Here is a 26,239-nt window from a genome sequence, read left to right on the forward strand (position 1 = left end):
GGTCTCGAGAGCCCCGCGGGGTGGTCAGACGGACGTCGCGCGGTTCGTCCGCCTGACTCACGACGACGGCGAACTCGGGCCCGTCGGGGTGCACGAGCAGATCGGCGAAGACGTCGTCCGACGACGTCGAGACGACTTCGCGGGCGCCGGAGACCTCGCCGAGGGCGCGGTACAGCCGCACGAGACCGGCGCGTTCGACGAACGGCACGCGCGCGGCGTGGAGTTCCGCGGGGTAGGTGCAAAGGAGCAGGCGCCCGTCGCCCGTCACGCGTTCGACGATGGCCGGGCGGCCGAGACCGTCGCGCGCGATGACCGCGGAGTCGTCCGCCTCGACCGGCAGCATGACCCGGGCGACGGCCGACCCGCCGACGGGCAGCGTGATCTCCTCGCCCGCGGCGATGTCACCGAGGTCGCGGTCGAAGCGGAACGTCACGGTGTCGCCCTCGACGGGGCGCGTGAGCCCATAGCGAGCCTGCTGACGGATGCCGAAGCTCGCGTTCACGTCCGGCCACCACCATCCGCGCTGGTTGAGGGATTCACCGGAGCAGAAGCTGACCCACACGGTCGACCCCTGCTCGGCGGCAGCCTGCAAACCGCGGGCCGCCGGCGCGGTGATCGGCTTGGTGGCCGGCACGAGCAGCAGTGGAAGAGCCGGGATGCCGCGCGTCTCACGAACGAAGCCCGGCTGCAGGTCCGCCAAGCGAGCCGCGATGTACCCCTCGAGGAGCGAATCCCGGATGCCACCGGCCTCCTCCGGATTCCAGAAGGGGTAGTCGCCGTCGAGGAAGGCGCTGACCAGGATGCCGGTCCTCGACGCGACGCGGCGCGCACGGGCGAGATCGTGCTCCCGGACGGTGGCGGCGAAGGACGCGAGCTCGCCGAGCGCGGGCTTGGGCGTGCCGTCGGCGGTCGTGAGCCCGAAGTTCATCTCGTACGGGTGGTGCGAGTAGGGCTCGGCATCCGGGATCGCGAAGTCGGTGTTGTTCCACCCGAGCCATCCGGTCACCCCGGCGGCGAGGGTCGAGTGCAGCACCTGGCGGTAATAGTCGGCGGCGTTCTCGTGCGACGCGAACTCGCTGGTGACGCCGAACTCCTCGAGCACGACGGGCCGGCCGAAGGGGGCGCAGAGCTCGGCGTTGAACGCGGGGATGAGGTGCTGCCGGACCGGGTCGTCGCTCATGTGGTAGGAGTGCGGCCCGATCCAGTCGATGAGGGGAGCGGTCCAGCTGAGGCGGAAGCCGTTGTCCTGGCCCATGACTTCGCTGCCCCAGGCCCCGTCCCCGAGCGACACGGGCTGCGTTCCGCCGGCGGCGCGGACGGCCGCGACCATGAGCTCGCCCCACGTGCGGACGGCTTCCTTGTTCGTCTGCTCGGCGGGGCCCATGAGCCCACCGCCGCCGCCGTAGAGGGGCATCTCGTTCGAGACGAGCCACGCCGACACCGCGGGATGTCCCGCGAACCGCTTCACCATCTCACCGATGAACCACGCCTGCCGCCCGACCATCCACACATCGCTGTAGAGGTCACGGCCCCCGCGCCACGCGGGATCCCAGTTCTGCCCCGACATGTGGCCGACGATGAAGGTCGGGATCGTGCGCAGCCCCGCCTCGATGTGGAGATCGAGGAAACGGGCGAACAGCGCGCACTTCTCCTCGTCGATGCGGTAGGGCTCGGGGTGGAAGTCGGGCCAGAAGAAGAACGTCCGCGTCACCGTGAGCGAGTGCTCCGCGAGAAGGGCGAGTTCCTCCGCCACCACCGCCTCGTCGAACTGCCGCCACATGTGCGGACCGCCCGCGCGCGACCAGAAGTTGACACCGATCCACGTGTCGTCCATCGCCCGCATCGGCCGGTCGAATGTCGTCGTCGCCACGTCGCTCCATCTCATTCACGTCGTCGTTGAACGGAATGACGATAACTCGAAAACAGCTCACGTGCAATATTTTCATCGAGCTACGCTGAGCCCGTGGATCAGAAGCGCAGCCGAGGCCCGTACGCCAAGTCCGCGGCACAGCGGCAGAACATCCTCGCGGCCGCGCGCCGGACGTTCGCCCAGCTGGGGTACAACGGGGCTTCGATGCGCGGAATCGCCGAGGATGCGGGTATCACGTTCACCGGACTGCGGCACCACTTCGCGACCAAGGACGAGCTGCTCGTGGCGGTCCTGACGCAGCGCGACGAGGAGCATCAGGCCCAGCAGGCCGACATCCACGGCACTGATCTGCTGGACGCCCTGGGCGCACTGCTGCACCAGACCCTTGACGAACCCGCCATCACCGAGATCTTCACCACGGTGTCGGGCGAGGCCGTCTCGCGCGAGCACCCCGCCCACGCGTTCTTCACGTCGCGATACGAGCGCATCCGACGGGAGTTCTCCGCCGAGCTGGAGGCCTCTCCGGGCGACACCCCCGCCGTCACCATCCCCCCGGCGAGCGCCGCGATCCTCCTGGCGGCCGTCATGGACGGCCTGCAGTTGCAGTGGCTGCTCGACGAGTCGGTCGACGTGCAAGGCGCCTTCGCAGACTTCATCGGGCTCCTGAGACCCCCGTCGAGCCCGGACATCGAGACACCCGGATAGTCAGCCCACCGACGCATTCCGCTTGTACGCAGGCGCCTTTCCTAGACTGGGTCCGTGCACGCGACGGATGGGGGCCCGGCAGCGCCTACGGGTGCTGCTCCGACGCGTCCGCGCCGCTTGGCTCGCGACCTCACGATCCTCGGCGTCATCGGCATCCTGCTGATCGCCGCGCTCGGCGCCGGGACCGCCGCCGCCTACCGCGAGCTGTACAGCCCCCGCGCCTTCGTCCTGCACTACCTCGACCTGCTGCAGGACCGCCGCGCGGCCGAGGCCCTGGCGGTGCCGGGCGTCGCGGTGGACTCCACCGAGCTCGAGGCGGCGGGATTGCCCGCCACCTCGTCCGAGGCGCTCCTGCGCACCGACGCGCTGCAGTCGATCACCGATGCCCGCGTGGTCGACGAGACCGCCGACGGTGACGTCACGCGCGTCACGGTCGAGTACCGCGCCGGCACCTACAGCGGCCGCACGGCCTTCACCGTCGGCCAGGACGGGTGGACGGGCGTGGTCCCGCGCTGGCGCTTCGAGGTGAGCCCCCTGGCGGTGGTCGATCTCACCGTGCGCGGCTCCATGAGGTTCTCGGTCAACGGCTTCGAGATCGACAAGCGCCAGGTGTCGGTCGACGGCGTGGATGCCGATCCGAGTGCGGCCGTACCGTTGCTCGTGTTCTCGCCCGGCCTGTACTCGGTGTCCGTGAACACCGCGATCTCCGCCACCCCGGGGGTCGCGATCCTGGCCGACGCGCCACTGACCGGCGTCCCGATCGACGTGCAGGCGGAGCCCACCGAGGAGTTCGTCTCGGTCGTGCAGCAGCGCGTCGAGGACTTCCTCAGCTCGTGCGCCGAGCAGAAGGTGCTCCAGCCCACCGGGTGCCCCTTCGGCTTCACGGTCCGCAACCGCATCGACGACGCCCCGACCTGGTCGATCACCGAGCAGCCGACCGTCACGGTCGTGCCCGACGGCGCGGGCTGGCGGATCCCCCAGGCCAAGGCCGTCGCCCACATCGAGGTCGACATCCGCTCGATCTTCGACGGGTCCGTGCGCACCGTCAAGGAAGACGTCCCGTTCACCGTCGACGGCGAGATCACGGTACGCCCCGACGGGTCGGCATCCATCGCCGTCGGCGGCCGCGCCGACTGACGGCGGGAACCGGCCTCAGCGCCCCTTCGCCGCCTGGCGTTCGGCCACGCGGGCGTCGCGATCGGCCATTCGCTGGAGCTCGGCGTTGTACTCGTCGAGCTCGATATCGCCCACCCGGTCGACGTGGCGATCGCGTCGGCGTTGCTGGCGCTCGTCGCTGCGGCTCCACTGGATCGCGACGGCGATGGCGAGGATGAGCGTCGGGATCTCGCCGACGCTCCACGCGACACCGCCACCGGTGTACTGGTCCTGCAGCGGCGTGGCGCCCCACTGACGGCCCATCGCCCCGAACCACTCGGCCGCCATGAGCCCGGAGTTCATCATGATCGCGATGCCGAAGAAGGCGTGCATCGCCATGACTCCGATGAGCACGATGAGCCGCATCGGGTAGGGCAACCGGTAGGGGACGGGATCGATGCCGATGAGGCTCAGCACGAACAGGTATCCGGTGATGAGGAAGTGGGCCACCATCCAGATGTGGCCGACGTGGTCGTACAGCGACCACCGGAACAGGTCGGTGTAGTAGAACGCCCACAGCGACCCGATGAACAGGCCCGCCGCGACGTAGGGGTTGGTGAGCACCGTCGCCACCGGATTGTGCACCGCCCACATGATCCACTCCCGGCCCCCGCGTGTGCCGTCATCGCGCTTGCGGATGGCCCGCGCGGCGAGGGTCACGGGAGCACCGGACACCAGGAGCAGCGGGATCGCCATCGACAGCAGCATGTGCTCGATCATGTGCACGCTGAACAGGTAATCCTGGTAGACGTTGAGCGGACCCGAGGTGACCCAGAACACCGCGAGCATGCCGAGCGACCACAGGACGGTGCGGTGGAGCGGCCACGCGTCGCCGCGCCGGCGCAGGCGCCAGACGCCGGCGAGATAGAAGAAGAGACCGAAACCCGCCACGAAGGCCCACAGCAGGTCGATGTCCCACGCGGTGAACCAGCGGTCGATGGTGAACTCGGGCGGCAAGGGCGACCCAGTCAGCACCTCGGCGGGTGTGCGACCGATCGGGGGCAGCTCGTTGGCCGGCGGAGGCGTACGCGCCAGAGCGACGGCGACGCCGCTCGCGACGCCCATGAACGCCAGCTCCAGCAGAATGACGCCCCAGAACCGCCGTGACCCGTTCTGGTCGTCCATGCGGGCGATGAGACGGCGGCGGTACCAGGCGCCGAGCACGCCGATCGCGACGAGCGCCGTGACCTTGACGAGCACGAGCACGCCGTAGGGCGAGAACAGGTTCTGCCAGCCCACCAGGCCGATCGAGGCGCGCACCGTGCCGGATACGGCCACCACGAGGAACGCCACGAGGGCGATCGAGGAATACCGCAGCATGACCGTCTGCAGCTGTGAGCGGTTCATCGCCGGGCGGACGACCACGAGCAGCACGAGCCCGCCGAGCCAGACGGCCGCGGCGATGATGTGCAGCACCAGCGACGTGACCGCCGCGGTGTGGCTCGCCTCGGTTCCGGCGTGGCCCTGGGTGCCCATGGGGATGAGCGAGGCGAGGGCGAGGATGGCCACGAGGAGGGTCGGCACCCACGTACGCACGGCGAAAGTGAGCACCGTGAGAACCGCACCGGCGATCGTCGTGAGGAGCCACGCGGGGCCGATCTCGGTCTCGACGAGGAAGCGTCCGAGCTGCTGGCCGAACACCGCGTCGAGGGTGGGGGTGGCGTTGATGACGTTGAGGAACGTCAGGAATCCCGTCGCCGCTGCCGAGACGGTGAAGACCGCCGCGCCGATGGATGCCGTGTCCAGGGCGATCTCGAACTCTCGCTCCCCCGCGCGCAGGGCGAACAGCGCGAGCACGAGAGACCCGACCATCGTCGCCGCCGACAGGTTGACCACGAGCGTGGCGACCGGGAGTCCCCAGCGCACGACGGGTCCGGGGTCGGCCAGGAGCGAGGGGGCCGCACCGCCGCCGTAGGCGAGACCCGCGACGACGCTGAGAGCCGCGACCACGATCAGGATGACGGGTCCGGCCACGCGCAGGGCTCGGGGATTCACCCCCCAAGCCTACGTCGCCGCAGAACGCAAGAGGGGGGATGCCGGGTGGCATCCCCCCTCTCGAGGTCTACGACGTCTTACTTGACGGCGGCCTTCAGCTTCGAGCCGGCGGTGACCTTGACGCGCTTGCCCGCGGGGATCGAGATCTCCTCGCCCGTCTGGGGGTTGCGGCCCGTGCGAGCCGAGGTGGCGACCTGCTCGAACGCGATCCAGCCGGGGATCGAGACCTTGCTGCCCTTGGCGACCGCCTCGGAGACGGTGGAGAAGAGGGAGTCGAGCACGCTCGACACGGCGGACTGGCTCTGCCCGGTCGCGCTGGCGATGCTCGCGACGAGCTCGGTCTTGGTGATGGACTTGTCGGCCATGTGGTTGTCCTCCAGGCGACGCTCGTGTCGCCTCTCGTTACATCGGACGAGGAGGGTTCCTCCTCGGTGGTCGGGAGACCGCCTCGACAGTATCAACCGAACCGCGGAATTACGCGGATTTTGACCGATTTCGCCCCAGACGCACCCGCGTGTCGCGTGTCGGATGTGACGCGTGTGAACCGTGAGGGCCGCGAGACGCCGAACGCCGAAGGGCGAGGGCCCCTTTCGGAACCCTCGCCCTTCGATCGTGAACGGGTGCTTACCAGCTCGACTTGGTCACGCCGGGCAGCTCGCCACGGTGCGCCATGTCGCGGAAGCGGACACGCGAGACGCCGAACTTCGTCAGCACGCCACGGGGGCGGCCGTCGATGACGTCGCGGCTGCGCACGCGCGCGGGCGACGCGTTGCGGGGCAGCTTCTGCAGGCCCACGCGGGCGGCCTCGCGGGCCTCGTCGGTCGCGGTCGGGTCGACCAGGGTCTTCTTCAGCTCGGCGCGCTTCGCGGCGTAGCGCTCGACGACGACCTTGCGCTGCTCGTTGCGCGCGATCTTGCTCTTCTTGGCCATGTGCTTAGCGCTCCTCTCGGAAGTCGACGTGCTTGCGCACCACCGGGTCGTACTTCTTGAGCACGATGCGGTCGGGGTTGTTGCGGCGGTTCTTGCGCGTCACGTAGGTGTACCCCGTGCCGGCGGTCGAACGCAGCTTGATGATCGGACGGACGTCCTGAGCCTTCTTCGCCATTACAGCTTCACGCCCTTCGCCTGCAGGTCACGGACGACGGCTTCGATACCGCGCGCGTCGATGACCTTGATGCCCTTCGCCGAGACGTTGAGCTTGATGTTGCGACCCAGCGACGGAACGAAGTAGGTCTTCTTCTGCACGTTCGGGTCGAAGCGGCGCTTCGTCCGGCGGTGCGAGTGCGAGATGTTGTGACCGAAGCCGGGAACCGCTCCAGTCACCTGGCACACTGCTGCCATGGTGATGTCTCCTTCTGTACCGTGACACCGGACGGTGTCACCCAAGATCCCTTGTCTGCACCCCGTTCTGGACACAGCACGAGGCCGGGATCAGAGGGAGGGGTACGTACCACGCGCTGGAGTGCGCGCAGACAAGCGATCAGTCTAGCACGCTCGGCGTGTCGCCTTGACGGCCCGCCGCCTCGGCCGCGCCGCGCCCCCACCGGAACGCCGAGACCGTGGGGTCGCCGGTGAGCCAGAAGCGCCACGGGAACGCCGCCGTTCCCGCGATCCCGGCGACCCCGACGCGCGGCCCCGACGAGACGGCCGAGGCGGGGTGCTCCGGCAGCAGCAGGCGCGCCCGGGCCCCCGCGTGCTCCGCCCCGGTGACGGCGTCGATCCCGTCGTGGACCGGATGCCGCAGGCCCACGGCATCCCCCAGCCGTCCGGGGCCCCGCGCGAGATCGTTTCGCGCCCGCACGACCCCGCGCTCGCGGCGCCGCCGCTCCGCCACCTCGGCGCCCTCCAGGACCTCGCCGCCGCGCAGAAGCACGCCGCCCGCAATCCCTTCCGGACCGCACACGACGTTGACGCAGGAATGGATGCCATGACTCAGGTACACGTACAGGTGTCCCGGCGCGCCCCACATCGTCGCGTTGCGCGCCGTCGGTCCGCCGCGGGCGTGCGAGCCGGGGTCGGGGCGATCGCCCGTGCCGAGCCCGTGATACGCCTCGACCTCGGTGATGCGGAGCACGACGCGCTCCCCCGCGACGTCCGTCTCGAGGTGCGCGCCGAGCAGGGTCGGCGCGACCTCGACCGGCAGCGCCGCCAGATCCACGCGGGACGCGGGTCGCGTCATCCGGGCGGCACCTGACACCAGGACAGGTCGAAGCCCTGCAGCGCGACGAGCTCCTGCCCGGTGTCGATCTCGACCAGGTGGGTCAGCAGGCGGCCCGGCAGCGGCAGCTGGTACCGGTCGAAGGGATTGTCGATCGCCTGCGGCGCGACGAGCACCGCGGCGTAGCGGCCGCTCGGCGACACGCACGTCTGCAGCACCGTGTCGCTGCCCGGCACCTCCAGCAGAGGGCGCACGGTGCCGTCGGTGTCGACGTGTCCGATCGTCGTGGCGCGATAGGCGCCGTCGGCGTCGATGTCGGCGAAGGAGCGGATCGTGCCCGCGCCCGCACCGGGGACGGGCGTCGCCCGACCCGGCATCCCGGGCGGGTCCACCGGCTCCTCGAGAGGTTGCTCGGACCCGTCGGTGAGGTCGATCTCGCGGATCCCCTCGAGCCGCTCGACGATCGCGATGGACGACCCGCGGGCGATCCCGTCGATCGACACCGCGCTGCCGAGCGGCGCGGCGTTTCCGCCCTGCGCATCGGTGAGCAGCAGCCGCGAGTCGAACGTGAGCACGAGCATGCTGTCGGTGTCGGGCACGAAGCGCCAGTCGGCCACGCGCACATCGCCGCCGTTGAGGCCGACCTCGACCGGCGGCGCGTCGTCGGCGGCGGATGCCGTGAACAGCTTGCTCTCACGCCCTCCCGCGGCGCCGAGGGTGGCATCCGAGAAAGTGAAGCCGACGCGCTCACCGCGATCGGCGGACTGCAGGTTGGACACGAACCCCGGGCCCGGCAGCGCGATGTCATGCGCGTTCTGCCCGTCGAGATCGGTCACGACGACACGGGCCCGATCGCCCTCGCGCACCGAGACGACGAGGTGGTTCGCCGTGGCGCGGAAGTCCTCGATGTGCTCGTGGGTGAAGACGGGCAGGCCCGCCTCGCCTTTCAGATCGGTGCGGAAGATCGTGTCGCCCTCGGGGGTGCCGCGCTGCATGAGGAACGCGTGCAGCGGCGGAGTGCGGAACGTCTCGCTCAGCTCGGACGCCGGCCCGGCACCGAGCCCGCGCACGTCGCGCACGGTCACGCGGTAGTCGGAGTCGTCGCGGAGCGGCAGGGTGAACCGGATGCCGACGCTCCGCCCCGAGGTGTCGACGGTGAACGGCGTCGCCGGCTCGACCTCGACCTGCGCGGGGTCGATCTTCTCGAGCGATTGCGTCGTGGTGAGGATGACGCGGGCGCCGGATGCCGCGATGGCGGCGGCGGGGTCGACCTGGACGTCGGTCACGCGCGGCCCCTGCGCCACGGCGACGACACCGCCCACACCGCCGACCAGGACCAGTGCCCCGAGGACCGCCGCGAAGGCGAGGACGAATCCGCGACCGCGGCGGCGACGCGCGCGGGCGCGGCGGGAGTCAGTACTCATACGGGTCCGTCGGCTCGTCGATGGCCGCGACCTGGTCGGCGCGGACCTCGAGCGCGCCGTCGCCCGTGGACCGCACGGTTCCGGTCACCGTGACCCACTGCCCCGTCCCCGGTGCGGAGCCGGTCGCGGTGATCGGCAAGCGGGCGGTCTGCGCGTCGATGACGCAGTGCGTGATGACCAGGCGCGTGAGGTCGAAGCTCGCGCCGTCCTGCCCGGGCGTGATGAAACCCGTGAGCGTGACGGGCTTGCCGTCGAAGGTCTCGGGGTTGGTGGCGTGGGCGAAGATCGCCGACCAGTCGCCGATGCCGAAGGTCGAGGTGTCGCCCGAGGCGGCGAGGGTCACGACGTCCGAGCCGACGAACAGCGGCGGGGCACCGACGTCGCGCGAGACCGCGAGCTCGGCCGACAGCGAGGCGGGCGGGGTCAGCAGCACCGCGATGACCGCGCCCGAGGCGAGGAGCCCGCCGCTGAACGCGGCGATCCCGCCGGGTGTCAGTCGCGGCCGCGCGGCGAGGTGGTCGTGGGCGGCGTGGTCGTGGTCGTCGGGGGCGTCGGCGTGCTGGTGATCGGCGTGCGCGAACGCCTCGCGACGGGCGGGAGCCGGAGCCGGAGCGTGCCCGTGCTCGTGATCGTGTCCGTGATCCGCTTCGGCGCCCAGCGGCAGGGCGAACGTCGCGATCGAGCCGACGACGGCGACGACGGCCATGCCGATGGCGAACCACGCCGAATCGGGGTTCACGTACAGCGCGATGCGGCCGGTGAGCCACAGTGCGATCGTCGTGACGGCCAGGCACGAGGTGAGCCCGACGCCGAGCCACCGTGTCGCGAGAGCACCCGTTCTAGACAAGGAGGTTCACCACCGTTCCCATCGCGAAGGCGGACAGCACCACGACGGCGGTGAGCCCGACGAGCACGCGCGTCGTGAAGGTCGTGCGCAGGAGCGCATACATCTTCAGATCGACGACGGGTCCGACCAGGAGGAACGCCACGATCGATCCGGGCGTGAAGGTCGAGGCGAACGACAGGGCGAAGAACGAGTCGACGTTCGAGCACAGCGACACCACGACCGCCAGGAGCACCATCGCCGCGATCGACAGCGCGGGATCCGAGCCGATCGCCAGCAGCGCGCTGCGGGGGATCAGCACCTGCACGGCGCCGGCGATGAGCGAGCCGATGATGAGCGCCGGCATGACCGAGCGCAGCTCGACGACGAACTGCGCGAGCGAGCGGCGCCCGCGGCCGCCGCGCTCCTGCACGACGATCTCGCACGTCTCGAGGAACCTCTCGGTGAGCAGCTTGTCGGGATCGGGATGCCGGCTGTACAGCCACCCGATGAGGTTGGCGACGAGGAAGCCGCCGATCAGGCGCGCCACGAGGATGCCGTCGCTGAAGCCGAACGCGGCGTGCGTGCTGATGATGACGATCGGGTTCACGATCGGGGCCGCGACGAGGAACGTGAGCGTGTCCGAGACGCGGAACCCCCGCATGAGCAGACCCCGGGCGAAGGGCACGTTGCCGCACTCGCACACCGGGATGAACATGCCCAGGAGCGACAGCACGGCGCGGCGGGCCCAGGGGGCTCGTGGCATCCATCGCTCGATCGCTCCCGGGGGCACCCACACCTGCACGACGATCGAGAGCAGGACGCCCAGCACGACGAACGGCAGGGACTCGATGAGCACGCTGAGCGCGAGCGTCAGTCCGTCCTGGGCGCGGGTCGGCAGGGGGGCGGCGAAGAACGTCGGAGCGAACGCATCGATGAGAAAGAGCGCGGCGATGACGACGACACCCAGGCCGAGGGCGACGAGGGTGCGCGTGACGCCGGTGCGCGGGGGCGCCGACGTGACGGATCGACTAGTCGTCGCCACGCTCACGAGCGCGCGCCTGAGCGCACGCGGCGCACACGCCGAAGATGTCGACCACGTGCTCGGCCTGCGAGAAACCGTGCTGGGCGGCGGTGCGCTGCGCCCACTCCTCGACGGCGTCGGCCTCGATCTCGACCGCGACGCCGCACGACCGGCAGATCAGGTGGTGGTGGTGGCCGCGGGTCTCGCACGCGCGGAAGAGATTCTCGCCCTCGGGGCTCTGCAGTGAATCGGCATCACCCTGGGCGGCGAGTCCGGCGAGTGCGCGGTACACCGTGGCCAGGCCGATACCGGTGTTCTCTTCGCGCAGGGTCGCGTGCAGCGCCTGCGCGCTGACGAAGCCGCCCGCACCGGACAGCGCTTCGCGCACGCGCTCGCGCTGCCACGTATTGCGCTGGACCATACCCCGAGTCTAGCGAGGCGACCGGTGAAACGGCTGGGGACGCCGGCGGCTACAGCGCCCGCGTCGTGCGGTCGCGGCGCGCTCCGACGAGACGGCACACGAGGTAGATGAGGAACGAGATCGTGGTGATGTACGGGCTCACCGGCAGGGTCCCCGCGACGGCGAGCAGCACGCCGCCCACCGCGGACACGAAGCCGAACAGGGCCGCGAGCAGCGGCACCGACAACGGACCGGATGCCACCCGCATCGCGGCCGCGGCCGGGGTGACCAGCAGCGCCATCACCAGGAGCGCCCCGATGATGTGGACCGCGACGGCGACGATCAGGCCGAGCAGCAGCATGAATCCCAGCGACACCGCCGTCGTCGGCACGCCGCGGGCGGCGGCGGACTGCGGGTCGAGGGAGTCGAAGCGCAGCGGGCGCCAGATCATCAGCAGCGCGATCAGGACGACGAGCCCGATGACGACGAGCCACCCCAGTTGCGCGCTCTGCACCGAGACGATCTGGCCGGTCAGCAGACTGAACCGGGTGGCGCTGCGCCCGTTGTAGAGCGACAGGCACAGGATGCCGACACCCAGGCCGAACGGCATGAGCACGCCGATGATCGAGTTGCGGTCGCGGGCGCGCGCACCGAGCAGACCGATGATCGCCGCGGCGATGAGCGACCCCACGATCGAGCCCGAGACGACGTCGACGCCGATCAGCAGGGCCACCGCCGCACCGGCGAACGACAGCTCGCTGATGCCGTGCACCGCGAACGCCATGTCGCGCTGCATCACGAAGACGCCGATGAGTCCGCCCACGAGCCCCAGCACGGCGCCGGCGTAGACGGAGTTCTGCACCAGCTCGAGGATCGCGCCGTATTGACTCACGCCGCCGAACAGCGCGTTGCCCACGTCGGCCCAGTTCATGCGTCGTCCTCGTCGTGGTGGTGATGGGCCTCTTCGGCGTCGGGGGCGCCGACGACGACGAGCCGGCCGCCCGCCCGCGTCACGTAGACGGGGGCGCCGTAGAGCGAGGTCAGCGTCTCGCTGGTGAGCACCTCGTCGGGCGTGCCGAGCGTGAAACGGCCGTGGGCGATGTACAGGATGCGGTCGACGTGCGCGAGGACCGGGTTGACGTCGTGGGTGACCAGCAGCACGGCGGCGTCGCGCTCACGACGGTGCCGATCGATCAGTCGCACGACCGCCTGCTGGTTCGCCAGGTCGAGGCTGGTCAGCGGCTCGTCGCACAGCAGCAGCCGGGGGTCGTCGGCGAGCGCCTGCCCGACCCGCAACCGCTGCTGCTCGCCTCCCGAGAGCAGGCCCACCGGGCGGTCGGCGAAGGCCGTCGCCCCGACCGCCTCGAGCAGTCCGTCGATGCGCGCACGGTCCTTGCGGCGCGAGAGCGGAAGGCCGAACCGGTGGCCGTCGACGCCGAGTCCGACGATGTCGCGTCCGCGCAACGGCGTCTCGCGCGGAAGCGGCCGCTGCTGCGGCACGTAGCCGATGTGACGGTTCCCCGCTCGACGGACCGGGGAGCCGAGCGCCTCGATCGTCCCGCGGCTCAGCCGCTCCAGGCCGAGGATCGCGCGCAGCAGCGTCGTCTTGCCGGAGCCGCTCGGGCCGAGGACGGCGACGAGCTCGCCGGGCTCGACCTCGAGGTCGAGCCCGGCCCACAGCTCACGGCCGCCGCGTTCGAGGGCCGCTCCGCGGATGCGCAGGGGTGGGGCGTCGCTCACGCCGGGAGGGCGTCCGACAGTGCGGCGATGTTGCTCTGCATCCACGAGATGTAAGTCTGGCCCTCGGGGAGCGTCTCGGTGAACTCCAGCACCGGAATGTTCTTCGCCTTGGCCGCGTCCATGACCTGGGTGGTCTCGGCGCCGCCGGTCTGCGGGTTGACGATCATGACCGCGATCTGGCCCGACTCGATCAGCTGCAGCGACTCCAGCAGCGTGGCGGGGGGCACGTCCCGACCCTCTTCGACCGACTCGCTGAACTCGTTCGGGGTCGCGTTCGACAGACCCGCGGCCTCGATCAGGTAGACGGGCACGGGCTCGGTGACGAAGACCTTCGCCCCGGCATCCTTCGCCTCGATCTGGCCGAGCGAATCCTCGAGACCGGCGATTTTCGTCGTGAACGTCTCGGCGTTCGCGGTGAAGTCGGCCGCGTGGTCGGGGGCGAGCTCCCCGAGGTGCTCGGCGATCGCCTTCGCGAGGTCTTCGACGGTGTGCGGGTCGTACCAGACGTGCTCGTTGAAGCCCTCGATGTGGTCGTGGCCGCCGCCCTCGGCGTGGTCGTGACCGTGGTCGTCCGCGGTCTCGCTCGGCGCGGGGCTCGCCGAGGCGTCGTCGGCGTGGTCGTGCGACTCGGCGCCCGGGTAGTCGTGGTTGTACGCGACGGCGGTGAGGACCTCGGCCGACGAGCCGCTGGCCTCGATGAGCGACTCCATGAAGGAGTCGTAGCCGGCGCCGTTCTCGATGACGAGCTGGGCGCCCTTGAGGGTCAGCTGGTCCTGCGCGCTGGCCTCGTACTCGTGCGGGTCCTGCGCGGTCGAGGTGATGATCGCGGTGACGTCGACGAAGTCTCCGCCGATCTCTTGGGCGATCGAGCCGTAGACGTTCGTGGATGCCACGACCGAGACCTTGCCGGCATCGTCGGTCGAGCCGCCCGCCGCGGGGGTGCCGCCGGCGCAACCGGCGAGGGCGAGCACGGAAGCCGCACCGAGGACGAGGGGAACGAGAACGCGTCGGGTCATGCCCCCACTGTATCGCTGACGATAATCGTTCTCAACATCAGCATCGAGGGAACGGCATCCCCGCCCGCGAAGGGAGGGGATGCCGTCCGCTCACGCGCCGACGGGCGCCGGGACCGGCGCGGCGAAGGTGTGCACGCCCGCGGCGACCTCGAACTCGCGACCGTCCGGGAGGCTGACGACACCCGTCGCACCGGTGGGCACGCGCACCTCGACGTGGAGCTGCTCGTCCTCGATGCGCCACGCGACCGCCGCGCGTCCGTACGGGGTCTCGTGCTCGGCCGCGGCGTGGGTGAGCCCGCCACCCGGTCGCGGCGCGAAGGCGATGCGACGGTAGCCGGGCTCCACCGGGGCGAGGCCCGCGACCGTGCGGTGGATCCAGTCCGCGACCGCGCCGAGGGCGAAGTGGTTGAACGAGGTCATGCCCCCGGGGTTGACCGTGCCGTCGGGCAGCAGGCTGTCCCACCGCTCCCACGTGGTCGTCCCGCCCGAGAGCACCGTGTACATCCACGACGGGCATTCCTTCTCGAGCAGCAGGTCGTAGGCGACCTCGACGTGCCCAGAACGCGTCAGCGCGTCGGTGATGAGCGGCGTTCCGGCGAAGCCGGTGGCGATGCGGTTGCCGCCGGCGCGCACCAGCTCGGCGAGGCGTGCGCCCCAGACGTCGCGCTCGGCGACATCGGAGTACAGCTCGAACTCGATCGCCAGCGCGTACGCGGTCTGCGCGTCGCTGCTGAGCAGCCCCGAGGCCGTGACGTACTCCCCGCGGAAGGCCTCGCGGACCTCCGCGGCCAGGCGGGCGTACGCGGCGGCGTCCTCGGCCCGGCCGAGCACCTCGGCGGACTTCGCCAGGTGCAGGCTGGACCACGCGAAGTACGCCGTCGCCACGAGGTAGCGGTCGGTCGTGGCATCCGCGGGGTCATGCGGAGGAGCGGCGGGGTCGAGCCAGTCGCCGAGCTGGAAACCGGTGTTCCACAGTCGGGACGGGCCGGCCAGGCGCGCCACGAGGTCGACCCACTTGCGCGCCGAGTCGTACTGGTCGCGCAGGATCCGCGCGTCGCCGAACTGCCGGTAGAGGGTCCACGGCGTCAGCACCGCGACATCGCCCCACGCGGCGCCCGGACGGATCGGCGTCCACTCCTCGCCGCCCGGAATCACCGGCACGTACCAGGGAACGGTTCCGTCGGGGAGCTGCTCGACGGCGACGTCGCGCAGCCACGAGCGCAGCATCCCCGAGCAGTCGTACAGGAAGGATGCCGCCGGCGCGAAGACCTGCAGGTCACCGGTCCAGCCGAGGCGCTCGTCGCGCTGCGGGCAGTCGGTGGGGATGTCGACGAAGTTGTCGCGCATCGACCACCGCACGTTCTCGTGGAGGCGGTTCAGCAGCGGATCCGACGAGTCGAACCAGCCGGTGCGCTCCATGTCGGTGTGGTACACCCGGGCCACGATCGCGCCCGGCGCGACCTCGCCCGGCCACCCTGTGACCTCGGCGTACCGGAAGCCGTGGATGGTGAACCGCGGCTCCCACTCCTGCTCTTCGCCGTCCGCCACCAGCACGTCGGTCGCCGCGGCCCCGCGCAGCGGACGGGTGTAGAGCTCGCCGTCCTGCAGGACCTCGGCGTGCCGGAGCGTGATGATCTGCCCCTCGTCGGCCGTGAGCCGCAGACGCAGACGCCCCGAGATGTTCTGGCCGAAGTCGAGGACCCACCCACCCGTCGCCGACCGCGTCACCGCGACCGGCTCGAGCTCTTCGGTGCAGCGCACCGGCGGCCCCTCGGGGGCGACGAGCGTGGAGTGATCGACGGGGAGCAGGCGCGCGGGCGTCCAGTCTGCGGCGTCGGCGGCGGCCCAATCGGCCCGCTGCAGGCGTGCGTCGTAGTGCTCGCCCTCGTAGATGCCGGTGGTCAGGATGGGGCTCGGGGCCGCCTCCCACGCGTCGTCGGTGGCGATGACCGTCCGGGTGCCGTCGGCGTGCTCGATCTCGAGCTGAGCGATGAGGCCGATGTCGCTGCCGTAGAGGTTGGGGTACCCGCCGTGGAAGCCGAGACGCCCGCGGTACCAGCCGTCCGCGAGCCACGAGCCGATCGCGTTCGCTCCCGCGCGGAGGTGCTCGGTCACGTCGTACGTGTAGTACCGCAAGCGTTCGCCGTAGACGGTCCAGCCCGGGGACAGCGCGTCGTCGCCGACCCGGCGACCGTTGATCTCGACCTCGTACAGACCGTGCGCCGAGACGTACAGGCGGGCGCGCGCGACGTCCGAGGCGACCTCGAACGACCGGCGGACGCGCGGAGGACGGCGCAGCGATTCGGGCTCCTCGGGCCACGCGGGCCCGACGACGCCGGCGATCCAGTCCTCGGCATCCAGGAGTCCGGCCTCCACGCGCGCGGCGGGAGACCACGCGGATGCCGTGTCGTCCGCGCCGAAGAGCCGGACGCGCAGCGTCGCACGCTCGCGCGACGCCAGCGGCGCGAAGGGCCAATCGACGAGCACCGACTCGGCGCTCTGCACGACGCCGGAAGTCTCGACGCCGCGTTCCGTCACGATCTCGATCTCGTACGCGGTCTGCCGCCACCCCGCGGGGGCGTCGGTCTTCCACGACAGCCGCGGAGCGGCCACACCGATGCCGAGGGCATCGCGGAGGTGCTCGAACGTGAGGGGGGATACGTCAACGGTCATGCGGTGGTCGTCTCATCCTGCTGCGGGTGGATCATGGGCTTGAGGGCTGTGCGGTCTCCCCCGGGGAGGAGGAGCGCGGTGTGCACGTCGCCGAGCGCGTGCACGCTGGTCACGAGGCGACGCAGATTCACTCGGCCGGTCGCCGCCAGCTCGATGGCATCCGGGTACTGGTGGGCGTAGCGGAACGTGCCGGTCAGGGCGATCTCGCGCGACTGGATCACGTCCAGCGGCAGCGTCACGTCGCCGTCGGCGGACATTCCGACGAGCACCGCACGGCCGGCGGGGGCCAGGGCCGTGATTCCGGCGCGGATCGCCGACGACACCCCCGAGCACTCGATGAGCACCGTGGTGTCGGTGGGGAGCGGCTCGGTGAGCGGGTCGATGACCCGGGTGGCACCGAGCTCGGTGGCGACGCTCCGCCGCTCGGCAGAGACGTCACTGACCCGCACCTCGGCACCCGCGGCACGCGCGACCTGGAGCACGAGCAGGCCGACGGGGCCCGCGCCGCTGACGAGCACACGGTCGCCGATCCCGACCGCCGCCTTCCGGACGGCCCACAGGGCGACCGCGAGCGGCTCGATGAGCGCGGCCTCGTCGTCGTCGACGGCGTCGGGCACGTCGTGCGCGAAGTCGGAGGCGATCACGACGTGCGTCGCGAAGGCACCGTCGATCGGCGGGGTCGCGAAGAAGCGCACACCGGGGCACAGGTTGTACCGACCGGCGCGGCACTGCGCGCATCGTCCGCACGGGACGCCGGGCTCGAGAGCCACACGGGCGCCGACACGGTCGCGCGAGACGTCCGCGCCGACCTCGACGATGACACCGGATGCCTCGTGCCCGAGGACGAGCGGATCCTCGACGCGCGTGGAGCCGATACGCCCGTCGCGGTACCAGTGCACGTCGGAGCCGCAGATGCCGACGGCGCGCACCTCGACGAGCACCTCGTGCGCGCCGAGGGCGGGCACGGGCCGCGTCTCGATCTCGGTCGTGTCGATCGCCGTCATCACGGCCGCGCGGATCGTCGCCGGGGCGGTCATCCCTTCACCGCGCCGCTGGCCAGGCCCGCCATGATGCGCTGGTTCAGCACGAGGTAGATGGCCAGGATGCCGAAGACGTTGATGCAGATGGCGGCGAAGAGCGGCCCGTACTGCGTCGCGCCGAACTGCCCCGTGAAGTTGAGCAATCCCACCTGCACCGTGCGCAGCTGCGAGGAGTTGGTGAAGGTCAGGGCGATGAGCAGGTCGTTCCAGAAGAAGAAGAACTGCACGAGGCCGACCGTGACGATGGAGTTGCGCGCCATGGGCAGCGCGATCGAGAAGAAGGACCGGAAGATCGACGCGCCGTCCAGCGTCGAGGCCTCGAACACCTCGCGCGGGATCGCGCGGAAGTACGTCGCCATCATGAACACGGTGAGGGGCAGACCCGTCGCGGTGTACGTGATGATGAGCGGCCACAGCGAACCGGTGATCCCGGCCTGGAAGTAGACCGAGAACAACGGCAGCAGGATCATCTGACCGGGCACCATGATGCCCGCGAGGAACAGCAGCAGGATGCCGCTCCGCCCGCGGAAGACCATGACCTCGAGCACGAAGCCGGCGGCGACGCCGAGGAGCAGCATGAGGGCCAGGGCGGGGAACACCGCGACGATGCTGTTGCCGAGGTACTGGCCGATGTTGCCCGTGACCCACGCGTCGACGTAGTTCTGCAGGTTCAGTTCGCGGGGCAGCGCCCACGTGGGGGCGTTGAGGAATTCGTCCTGGCTCTTGAAGGAGTTCATCAGCAGCCACAGCAGAGGGAGCACCTCGATGGCGACCAGCAGGACGATCAGGACCGTGCCGGGGGTGCGGCGCAGTGCTCCGGCCCGCGGGGCGGGCTTGCGGCGCGTGCGGAGCCGGTCGGGGGACTGGGGAAGGGTGGCGGTGGACATGCGGGATCAGCCCTTCGTGACGTCGCGGCGAGACGACCGGAAGATGAAGACGGTCACGATCAGGCACAGGATCGTCAGCAGCAGCGCGATCGAGGCGCCGTAGCCGTATTCGCCGTAGCTGAACGAGGTCTGGAACATGTAGAGGGTCAACGGCGTCGTGGCCGTTCCCGGTCCACCGTTGGTCAGCGCGACGATCGAGTCGAAGACCTTGAGCGTGCCGTTGATCGAGAAGATCACCGACGACAGCAGCACCGGCAGCGACAGCGGCAGCACGATGCTGCGGACCAGACGCCAGCCGTTCGCCCCGTCGAGCCGCGCCGATTCCATGATGTCGTCGGGGATGTCGAGCAGGCCCGTGTACAGCAGAACGGCGTAGAAGCCCATCGAGCGCCAGAGGTCCATGATGACCAGGACGACAATCGCGCTCACCGGGCTGCCGAACCAATCGACGGATGCCACCCCGAACACGTTCAACAGCGCGTTCACGGGGCCGGTCTGCGGCGCCACCTCGAACAGCTTCTGGAACATCAGGGCCACGGCGACCGTCGGGATGATGACGGGGAAGAAGACCAGGGTGCGCACGACGCTTCCGCGGTTGCGGAGCACGAAGACGTAGAACAGGGCGAGCAGGTACCCGAGCAGCACCTGGCCGACGGTGATGATCACGGCGTACAGCAGCGTGAACCGCAGCGCCTCGCCGACGCGGGGGTCCGTGAACAAGCGCGCCAGGTTGTCGACCCCGACGAACTCGAACCCCGAGATCGCGTTGCCCTCGAAGAGCGTGTAGCCGAGCGACCACACCACCGGGATGAGCATGACGAGGGTGTAGACGATGAGTGCCGGGCCGAGCAGCAGCGCGATGGCGCGCGGATCGCCGAGGACTTTGTGCATGGGTCTTCCTTAGAGGTGGGGCGAGGGGTGGGGGCGGTGATGGCCGCCCCCACCCCCGGAGGATGCGTCAGCGCAGGTCGGCCTGCACGAGGCCCATGAAGTCCTGCGGCGAGATCGCACCGGTGATCAGCTGTGCGGCGTTCTTCTGGCTCGTCTCGGTGGCCTTGGCGCTGAAGAGCGCCTCGAACCACAGCACCGATTCCTTGGTGGACGAGATCCGATCCTGGACCAGCGCGGTCAGGTCGTCGACCTTGACGTCACCGTCGACCTTGAAGCCCGAGATCGTGGCGGCCTCGGAGAGCGACTCGGCACCGTAGTTGTTCGCGATGCAGGTCAGCCACTTGCCGGTGTTGTCGTTGTACGCCTTCGCCGACAGCGCCATCGGCAGACCGACGTTGGCCGGGGTCTGGCTCGAGTCGCCGGCGCCGCCGGTGACGTTCGGGAACGGCAGGAAGCCGATGTTCTCGGAGCCGATCTGGTTCGCGGACGCGTCGGCGAAGTTCGCCAGCGCCCAGCTGCCCATGTAGAAGAAGGCGGCCTTGCCGGTGAGGAAGCTGTTGAACGCGGTGTCGTAGTCGATCGAGCCGACGCCCTGACCGAAGTAGCCCGCGGTACCCAGGTCGGCGACCGCCTGGGCGGCGGCGACGTACTCGGGGTCGGTCAGCTTCGCCTCGCCGTCGGCGACCTTCTGCAGCGCGTCGGGACCGAGGTCGCGGAAGATGTAACCGCTGATGAGGCGGGTGAGGGGCCAGCCCTGCTCTCCCGAGGCCGCGAAGGGCTGGACGCCCGCGCCCTGTAGCTTCGCGGCAGCGGCGGTGAGCTCGTCCCACGACTCGGGCGCCTGGATGCCGTTGTCGCTGAGGAGCTTCTTGTTGTACCAGATGCCCTCGATGTTGTACTGGTACGGCAGGACGTTGAAGCCGCCGTAGAGCTGCTCGATGGTCGAGATCGCGGCGGGCTCGATCTTGTCGATGACACCGAGGTCGGTGAGGGTCTTGTTCAGGTCGAGCACCTGGCCGCCCTTGGCCAGTTCTTTGGTGAGCGCGGGAGCGTTGCCCGCGGCGTACTGCGTGGGGAGCGCGTTCTGGCCGGCCAGGAGCTGCAGCTTCTGGTCGAGCTGCGTCTGCGGCACGGTCTCGACCTGCAACGGCTGCGCCTCGTTCTCGGCCTTGCACTGGTCGGTGCTGAGGCTCGTGAGCAGCTCGGGGATCGTGGTGTTCTCCTGGTTGACCAGGAACGAGAACGACGACCCTCCGCCGGCGTTGCCGCCACCGGCGCATGCCGTGAGAGCCAGGACCGCGGCGGCACCGGTCGCGACGATCGCGGCGGCCCGACGTGAGCGCGTGAATGCTGTGGACACTTTTCCTCCTCGAAAACGCGCCTCGCTCATTGAAGCGCTTCAAGAGGATTATGCAAGGTCGTCACGACATCGTCAAGAACTTTTTGAAACGCTTCAGATTTCCCCGGCCACTGCTCGCGGGCGACCGACCGTGCTCTCCCTGATGACGAGCTCGGGCTGCAGCAACGTCGTGACGTGCTCGTGCACCGGCCCGTCCTCGATCTCGGCCATGAGCAGTCGCACCGCCTCCCGCCCCATGTCCAGACCCTGCATCTGCACCGAGGTCAGCGGGATCATCCCGCCCCACGCGGCCGAGTTGTGGTCGCATCCCATGACCGCCACGTCGTGCGGCACGGCGATGCTCTGCGCGTTGAAGACCTGGATGATCGCCATGCCCAGCAGGTCGGTGACGGCGATGACCCCGTCGAGCCGGCCGGCGCGCACTTCTTCAGCCAGCTCCTCCCCCGCCCGCAGACCGCCGGGAGGGTCGAGGTTCTCGGTCGGGACCTCTTGCAGCGACACGCGCCCGCCCTCTTCGGCGACCGCGCGTCGCACACCCCGACGGCGCAGGGCCACGGGCTGCAGGTAGTCGCGTCCGCCGACGAAGGCGAGTCGCGTGCGTCCGATGTCGATGAGGTGGCGAGCAGCCAGATAGCCCACCTGCTCGTTGTCGACGAGCACCTGGCAGCAATCGCCCTTGCCCGAGTCGTAGTTGAGGACGACGGTCGGGCGGCCGTGACTGCGGATGCGGGCGACGTCGCCGCTGGCATCCTCCATCGGAGCGAGCAGGATGCCGCTGACCCGGGCTTCGTCGAAGAAATCGAGATCCGCCCGTTGCTGATCGGCGCGGTTGTCGCTGTTGGCCACGAGGACGTTCATGCCCAGCTCGGCCGCGAAGCGCTGAGCGCCACGCGCAATGTCGACGAAGAGCGAGTTGCTGATGTCGATGACGACGAGGCCGATGCTGCTCGAGCGCCCCGCCGCCAACTGCTGGGCGTTGGAATTGCGGACGAAGCCGAGCTCGGCGATCGCGCCCTGCACCTTCGCGAGGGTGGCCGGCGACACCTTCGCCGGGTGGTTGAGCACGTTCGAGACCGTCCCCAGAGCGACACCGGCGACCCGGGCGACGTCCGACATGCTCGGCGTCTGCTTCCCGTTCGGCACCCGCGCCCCCTTCGTCGACCCCGACCGTCTGTTTGGGATGCTACTGGATCGACGAGCGAGTTTGATGCGCTTCAAAACGGAGCCCCCGGGCGCGCCTCCCCCGCCCGGGCGGATAACCTGGCATCGATGTCACGGGACGAGAAGGCGCGCAGAAGACTGTCCCGGAGCACCCCGCAGGGTCCCGTCGTGCTCGTCCTGGCCCTCGCGGGCCTCTGCTCGTCGTTCATGTTCACCCTCGTGGTGCCCATCCAGTCGCAGCTCCCCCAGTTGCTGAACGCCTCGCGCGACGACACCGCCTGGGTCGTCACGTCGACCCTCCTCGCCGCTGCGGTCATCACCCCGATCGCGGGTCGCCTCGGCGACATGTACGGCAAGCGGAGGATCGTGCTGGCTCTGCTGGCGGTCATGATGCTCGGCTCCGTGATCGCCGCGCTCTCCACGGGCCTCATCGGGTTGATCGTCGGTCGAGCCCTGCAGGGAGCGATCGTGGGCGTGGTGCCCCTCGGCATCTCGATCATGCGCGACGTGCTCCACGAGAACCGCGTCGACAGCGCGGTCGCGCTGATGAGCGCGACGCTGGGGGTCGGTGGCGCCCTCGGACTCCCGATCAGCGCTCTGGTGGCCGAGAACGCCGACTGGCACTGGCTGTTCTGGATCGCTGGCGGGCTGGGCGCGATCGTCTTCGCCCTCACCGTGTGGATCGTCCCGGTCAGCGTGCTGCGCACGGCCGGTCGATTCGACTACCTCGGTGCCGCCGGCCTCGCGGTCGGACTGATCGGTGTGCTGTTGGCCGTGTCGCGCGGCAACACCTGGGGCTGGACGTCGCCGCTCACCCTCGGACTGGCCGCCGGCGGCATCCTGATCCTGCTCGCCTGGGGCTGGTACGAGCTGCGCATCGACAGTCCCCTGCTCGATCTCCGCGTGGCTGCCCGTCGCCCGGTGCTGCTGACCAACCTCGCGTCGATCGCGATGGGCTTCGCGCTGTTCGCCTCGAACGTCGCGTATCCGCAGATGCTCGAGCTGCCCGTCGCCACCGGTGTCGGCCTCGGCCTGTCGCTCTTGGCCGCGAGTCTCGTCGTGATGCCGTCGGGTCTGGTCATGATGGTCCTCTCGCCGCTCTCGGGAGCGTTGGCGCGCACGATCGGACCGCGTGTGCTGCTGGTCGCCGGCGCGGTGTCGCTCATCGTCGCCTACGGGTTCAGCCTGGTGTTCTCGACCGAGGTGTGGCACTTCGTCGTGGCCAACATCCTCATCGGTTTCGGGATCGGCTTCGGCTACGCCGCCATGCCCATGCTCATCATGCGGTCGGTTCCGCCGAGCGAGACCGGCGCGTCGAACGGGCTGAACGCTCTCGCGCGCTCGCTCGGGACGAGTACCGCCGCCGCGATCGTCGGGGTCGTCCTGGCCACGCTCTCGACCGGCGAGGGCGACACCCGGGTGCCGACGGCGCAGGCCTTCAGCGTCTCGTTCGCGCTGGGCCTGGGCGCGGCCATCGTCGCGCTGGTCCTCGCGCTCCTGATTCCCACGCGTCAGACGCCGAGCGAACGGCATCCCGCGCTGCCGGAGTGACGCCCGCGTGAGGGGTCAGTTTCTGTCGCTTCGCAGCGTGGTCAGGCGACGAATATTGACCCCTCACGCGGAAGCGGCGCCACCCCGAAGGGTGACGCCGCTGAAAGTCCCGCCTTATCAGCGCAGGATGCCGCCGAGGTCGAGCGCACCGTCGACCACGTCATCGACACCGGACGTGACGTCACCCACGACGTCATCCACCGAACCGGAGATGTCGTCCACCGAGGCGCCGTTGTCGCCCGTGGAGACGTCGGCGTCACCGGTGGAGACGTCCGCGTCACCGGTCGAGACGTCCGCATCGTTGCCCGAGCCCACGGGCGCGTCGATCGGGGCCGTCACGTCGTTGCCGGAACCGAGGTCGTTGCCCGAACCGATCGGCGCCGAGGTGTCGTTGCCGGAACCGATGGGCGCCGTGGTGTCGTTACCGGAGACGACCGGGGTCTGGTTGCCCGAGGCGACGTCGCCGTTGAGCGAGTCGCTCACGAGCGGTCCCTGCACGAGGGGCCCGATGTTCGCGATGTCACCGACCGCGGTCTGGGGGCTGGCGGTGAAGTCGCCGCTCTCGATGAGGCCGCTCACCCACGTGTAGAACGGGTCGGACGCGTCAACGAACTGCGTCGCGGTCGTCGAGGCATCCGTCGAGGTGACGTTGTCGTCGGCCGAGGCCGGCAGCGCGAGTCCGGCGACGGCGAGAGCCGCCGCTCCGGTTCCGGCCGCAGCGATCATGCCGATTCGGGTCTTCGTGTTGTACGTACGCATCAGGTTTCCCTTTCCGTTTCCGTCGGCGACGCTTCCGTCGCACGAAGGGTCATCCGAAGAGGACCCCGGAATCGGATGGGTGAGAAACCGGCGGGATGCCGATCCGGGGCACCTCCCGCGCGCCACGATCCGCGCCCTGACGGCGATCGCGGGAAACCCTGGCAGAAACCTGGCAATGCCCGATCCGCGCCTCAGTCGAGCAGCAGCGCCGGCTCTTCCAGAACGGATGCCACGTCCGCGATGAACCGCGAAATCCCGTCGCCGTCGACGACGCGGTGATCGAAAGAGCCCGACACCGTGGTCACCCAGCGCGGGCGCACCTCGCCGTCGACGACCCACGGCTTCTGCCGGATCGCGCCGAGGGCGATGATGCCGGCCTCGCCGGGGTTGATGATCGGGGTGCCGGCATCCACGCCGAAGACGCCGATGTTCGTGATCGTGAACGTGCCGCCGGCCTGATCGGCGGGGGTCGTCTTGCCCTCGCGCGCGGTCAGGGTCAGGTCCTGCAGGGCGCGGGCGAGCTCGCGCGTGTTCAGCGCCTGCGCATCCTTGATGTTCGGCACCAGCAGGCCCCGCGGGGTGGCGGCGGCGATGCCGAGGTTGACGTAGTGGCGCACGCGGATCTGCGCACCGTCGTCGGTGTCGACCCACGTCGCGTTGACCATCGGCGTCCGGCGCAGCGCCCAGATCACGGCGCGCGCCATGATCAGCAGCGGGGAGATCTTCACATCGGCGAAGTCGGGTGACGCCTTGAGCCGCTTGACCAGCTCCATCGTGCGCGAGGCGTCGACGTCGACCCAGATCGAGACGTGCGGCGCCGAGTACGCGCTCGAGGTCATGGCGTTGGCGGTGGCCTTGCGGACGCCGCGGACGGGGATGGACTCCTCGCGCGCGTCGTCGACGGGCGCCGGTGCGGCCGGAGCCGGGACGGGGATCGTCTCCTCGCGCACGGCACCCCACTCGGGCGTCTCGATGTTGCGGAAGACGCTCGCCTGCTCGGCGTGCTTCACCACGTCATCGCGCGTGACCTCGCCCGCCTGACCGCTCGGGGTCACCGTCGCGAGGTCGACGCCGAGGTCGCGGGCGAGCTTGCGGATCGGGGGCTTGGCGACGACACCGACGGATGCCGTGACCGGGCGCTCCGCCGGCTTCCGCCGCCGCGACGACACCGCGCCACCCGTGCCGTACCCGACCAGGACGGCGCCGCCCGGGTCGTCGGCCTCGGGGACCGTGGTCGGTGCCGCGGGCGCGGGGGGCGTGGCATCCACCGATCCGATCGTGATGATCGGGGCGCCGACCTCGACCGTGGCCCCCTCGGTCGCGAGCAACTCGCCCACGGTTCCGGAGAAGGGCGAGGGGAGTTCGACCAACGACTTGGCCGTCTCGATCTCGACGAGGACGTCGTTGACGGCCACTTCGTCGCCCGGCGCGACGCGCCACTGGACGATCTCGGCCTCGGTGAGTCCTTCACCGACGTCGGGGAGGACGAAAGTCTGCTCGGTCACGGTGTGTCCTTTGCTCGCGAGACAGCATCTCACTGACGAGACGGCGGCGGAATGCCGCTGTCTCGTCAGGGGGCTGCAGTCTCGCGGTCCACGGGGGCGGGG

25 protein-coding genes are annotated in these 26,239 nt (G+C 70.1%); 3 read left to right on the plus strand and 22 right to left on the minus strand.

The window, feature by feature from the left end:
• A partial coding sequence (locus FE256_RS11440; RefSeq protein ID WP_171024311.1) for a cellulase family glycosylhydrolase occupies positions 1-1,870 on the minus strand: 1,870 nt, incomplete at its 3' end.
• Positions 1,871-1,963: 93 nt separating this feature from the next.
• Between FE256_RS11440 and FE256_RS11445 the strand changes: the two genes are divergently transcribed.
• Positions 1,964-2,575 carry a TetR/AcrR family transcriptional regulator gene (locus tag FE256_RS11445; RefSeq protein WP_138175716.1) on the plus strand — a complete coding sequence of 204 codons (612 nt, stop codon included), beginning with the start codon at positions 1,964-1,966 and terminating at the stop codon, positions 2,573-2,575.
• A gap of 54 nt (positions 2,576-2,629) precedes the next feature.
• Complete coding sequence (locus FE256_RS11450; protein WP_138175718.1) at positions 2,630-3,712, plus strand: hypothetical protein; 1,083 nt, start codon at positions 2,630-2,632, stop codon at positions 3,710-3,712.
• A gap of 15 nt (positions 3,713-3,727) precedes the next feature.
• On the opposite strand, the gene FE256_RS11455 is transcribed toward FE256_RS11450, so the two are convergent.
• The 19 genes from FE256_RS11455 to FE256_RS11545 form a co-directional block, all read right to left on the minus strand.
• Positions 3,728-5,725, minus strand: coding sequence for a bifunctional copper resistance protein CopD/cytochrome c oxidase assembly protein (locus FE256_RS11455; protein WP_138175720.1), 1,998 nt, complete (start codon positions 5,723-5,725; stop codon positions 3,728-3,730).
• A 77-nt stretch (positions 5,726-5,802) separates the two neighbouring features.
• The gene (locus FE256_RS11460; RefSeq protein ID WP_022878194.1) at positions 5,803-6,090 is read right to left on the minus strand and encodes an HU family DNA-binding protein; all 288 of its coding nucleotides are present in this window, start codon (positions 6,088-6,090) and stop codon (positions 5,803-5,805) included.
• Positions 6,091-6,349: 259 nt separating this feature from the next.
• Positions 6,350-6,655, minus strand: a complete 306-nt coding sequence (gene rpsN / locus FE256_RS11465; RefSeq protein WP_013584776.1) for a 30S ribosomal protein S14 — start codon at positions 6,653-6,655, stop codon at positions 6,350-6,352.
• 4 nt (positions 6,656-6,659) lie between these two features.
• On the minus strand, positions 6,660-6,830 hold the full coding sequence (gene rpmG, locus FE256_RS11470) for a 50S ribosomal protein L33 (protein WP_013584775.1): 171 nt from the start codon (positions 6,828-6,830) through the stop codon (positions 6,660-6,662).
• Entirely contained in the window at positions 6,830-7,066 is a 237-nt protein-coding gene (gene rpmB / locus FE256_RS11475; protein ID WP_013584774.1) for a 50S ribosomal protein L28, read from the minus strand. Before rpmB ends, rpmG begins: the two co-directional genes overlap by 1 nt.
• 139 nt (positions 7,067-7,205) lie before the next feature.
• Complete coding sequence (locus FE256_RS11480; protein WP_138175722.1) at positions 7,206-7,904, minus strand: DNA-3-methyladenine glycosylase; 699 nt, start codon at positions 7,902-7,904, stop codon at positions 7,206-7,208.
• Positions 7,901-9,307, minus strand: a complete 1,407-nt coding sequence (locus FE256_RS11485; RefSeq protein WP_138175724.1) for a hypothetical protein — start codon at positions 9,305-9,307, stop codon at positions 7,901-7,903. The genes FE256_RS11480 and FE256_RS11485 overlap by 4 nt, the downstream gene beginning before the upstream one ends.
• Positions 9,297-10,154, minus strand: a complete 858-nt coding sequence (locus FE256_RS11490) for a TIGR03943 family putative permease subunit (RefSeq protein WP_138175726.1) — start codon at positions 10,152-10,154, stop codon at positions 9,297-9,299. The genes FE256_RS11485 and FE256_RS11490 overlap by 11 nt, the downstream gene beginning before the upstream one ends.
• On the minus strand, positions 10,147-11,181 hold the full coding sequence (locus tag FE256_RS11495; RefSeq protein ID WP_138175728.1) for a permease: 1,035 nt from the start codon (positions 11,179-11,181) through the stop codon (positions 10,147-10,149). The genes FE256_RS11490 and FE256_RS11495 overlap by 8 nt, the downstream gene beginning before the upstream one ends.
• The gene (locus tag FE256_RS11500) at positions 11,162-11,575 is read right to left on the minus strand and encodes a Fur family transcriptional regulator (RefSeq protein WP_138175730.1); all 414 of its coding nucleotides are present in this window, start codon (positions 11,573-11,575) and stop codon (positions 11,162-11,164) included. Before FE256_RS11500 ends, FE256_RS11495 begins: the two co-directional genes overlap by 20 nt.
• A 49-nt stretch (positions 11,576-11,624) precedes the next feature.
• Positions 11,625-12,485, minus strand: a complete 861-nt coding sequence (locus FE256_RS11505) for a metal ABC transporter permease (RefSeq protein WP_138175732.1) — start codon at positions 12,483-12,485, stop codon at positions 11,625-11,627.
• Positions 12,482-13,294, minus strand: coding sequence for a metal ABC transporter ATP-binding protein (locus tag FE256_RS11510; protein WP_138175734.1), 813 nt, complete (start codon positions 13,292-13,294; stop codon positions 12,482-12,484). Before FE256_RS11510 ends, FE256_RS11505 begins: the two co-directional genes overlap by 4 nt.
• Positions 13,291-14,310 (minus strand): metal ABC transporter solute-binding protein, Zn/Mn family, encoded by a 1,020-nt coding sequence (locus tag FE256_RS11515; RefSeq protein ID WP_138175736.1) that lies wholly within the window; start codon positions 14,308-14,310, stop codon positions 13,291-13,293. The genes FE256_RS11510 and FE256_RS11515 overlap by 4 nt, the downstream gene beginning before the upstream one ends.
• A gap of 90 nt (positions 14,311-14,400) precedes the next feature.
• A complete protein-coding gene (locus FE256_RS11520; RefSeq protein ID WP_138175738.1) occupies positions 14,401-16,983 on the minus strand; it encodes a family 78 glycoside hydrolase catalytic domain in 2,583 nt (860 codons plus the stop codon).
• Positions 16,980-18,020, minus strand: coding sequence for an NAD(P)-dependent alcohol dehydrogenase (locus tag FE256_RS11525; RefSeq protein ID WP_138175740.1), 1,041 nt, complete (start codon positions 18,018-18,020; stop codon positions 16,980-16,982). Before FE256_RS11525 ends, FE256_RS11520 begins: the two co-directional genes overlap by 4 nt.
• Complete coding sequence (locus FE256_RS11530) at positions 18,017-18,910, minus strand: carbohydrate ABC transporter permease (RefSeq protein WP_138175742.1); 894 nt, start codon at positions 18,908-18,910, stop codon at positions 18,017-18,019. Before FE256_RS11530 ends, FE256_RS11525 begins: the two co-directional genes overlap by 4 nt.
• A 6-nt stretch (positions 18,911-18,916) precedes the next feature.
• Complete coding sequence (locus FE256_RS11535; RefSeq protein WP_138175744.1) at positions 18,917-19,801, minus strand: carbohydrate ABC transporter permease; 885 nt, start codon at positions 19,799-19,801, stop codon at positions 18,917-18,919.
• A gap of 67 nt (positions 19,802-19,868) precedes the next feature.
• On the minus strand, positions 19,869-21,161 hold the full coding sequence (locus FE256_RS11540; protein WP_252370991.1) for an ABC transporter substrate-binding protein: 1,293 nt from the start codon (positions 21,159-21,161) through the stop codon (positions 19,869-19,871).
• 93 nt (positions 21,162-21,254) lie between these two features.
• Positions 21,255-22,304, minus strand: a complete 1,050-nt coding sequence (locus FE256_RS11545) for a LacI family DNA-binding transcriptional regulator (protein ID WP_212743509.1) — start codon at positions 22,302-22,304, stop codon at positions 21,255-21,257.
• Between the two features lie 126 nt (positions 22,305-22,430).
• Between FE256_RS11545 and FE256_RS11550 the strand changes: the two genes are divergently transcribed.
• On the plus strand, positions 22,431-23,873 hold the full coding sequence (locus tag FE256_RS11550; RefSeq protein ID WP_138175748.1) for an MFS transporter: 1,443 nt from the start codon (positions 22,431-22,433) through the stop codon (positions 23,871-23,873).
• 117 nt (positions 23,874-23,990) lie between these two features.
• On the opposite strand, the gene FE256_RS11555 is transcribed toward FE256_RS11550, so the two are convergent.
• Positions 23,991-24,632, minus strand: coding sequence for a hypothetical protein (locus FE256_RS11555; protein WP_252370992.1), 642 nt, complete (start codon positions 24,630-24,632; stop codon positions 23,991-23,993).
• A 191-nt stretch (positions 24,633-24,823) separates the two neighbouring features.
• On the minus strand, positions 24,824-26,137 hold the full coding sequence (locus tag FE256_RS11560) for a dihydrolipoamide acetyltransferase family protein (protein WP_138175750.1): 1,314 nt from the start codon (positions 26,135-26,137) through the stop codon (positions 24,824-24,826).
• Positions 26,138-26,239: the final 102 nt, after the last annotated feature.

This window comes from Microbacterium sp. 5K110 (assembly GCF_005774735.1).
Classification (GTDB): Bacteria; Actinomycetota; Actinomycetes; order Actinomycetales; family Microbacteriaceae; genus Microbacterium.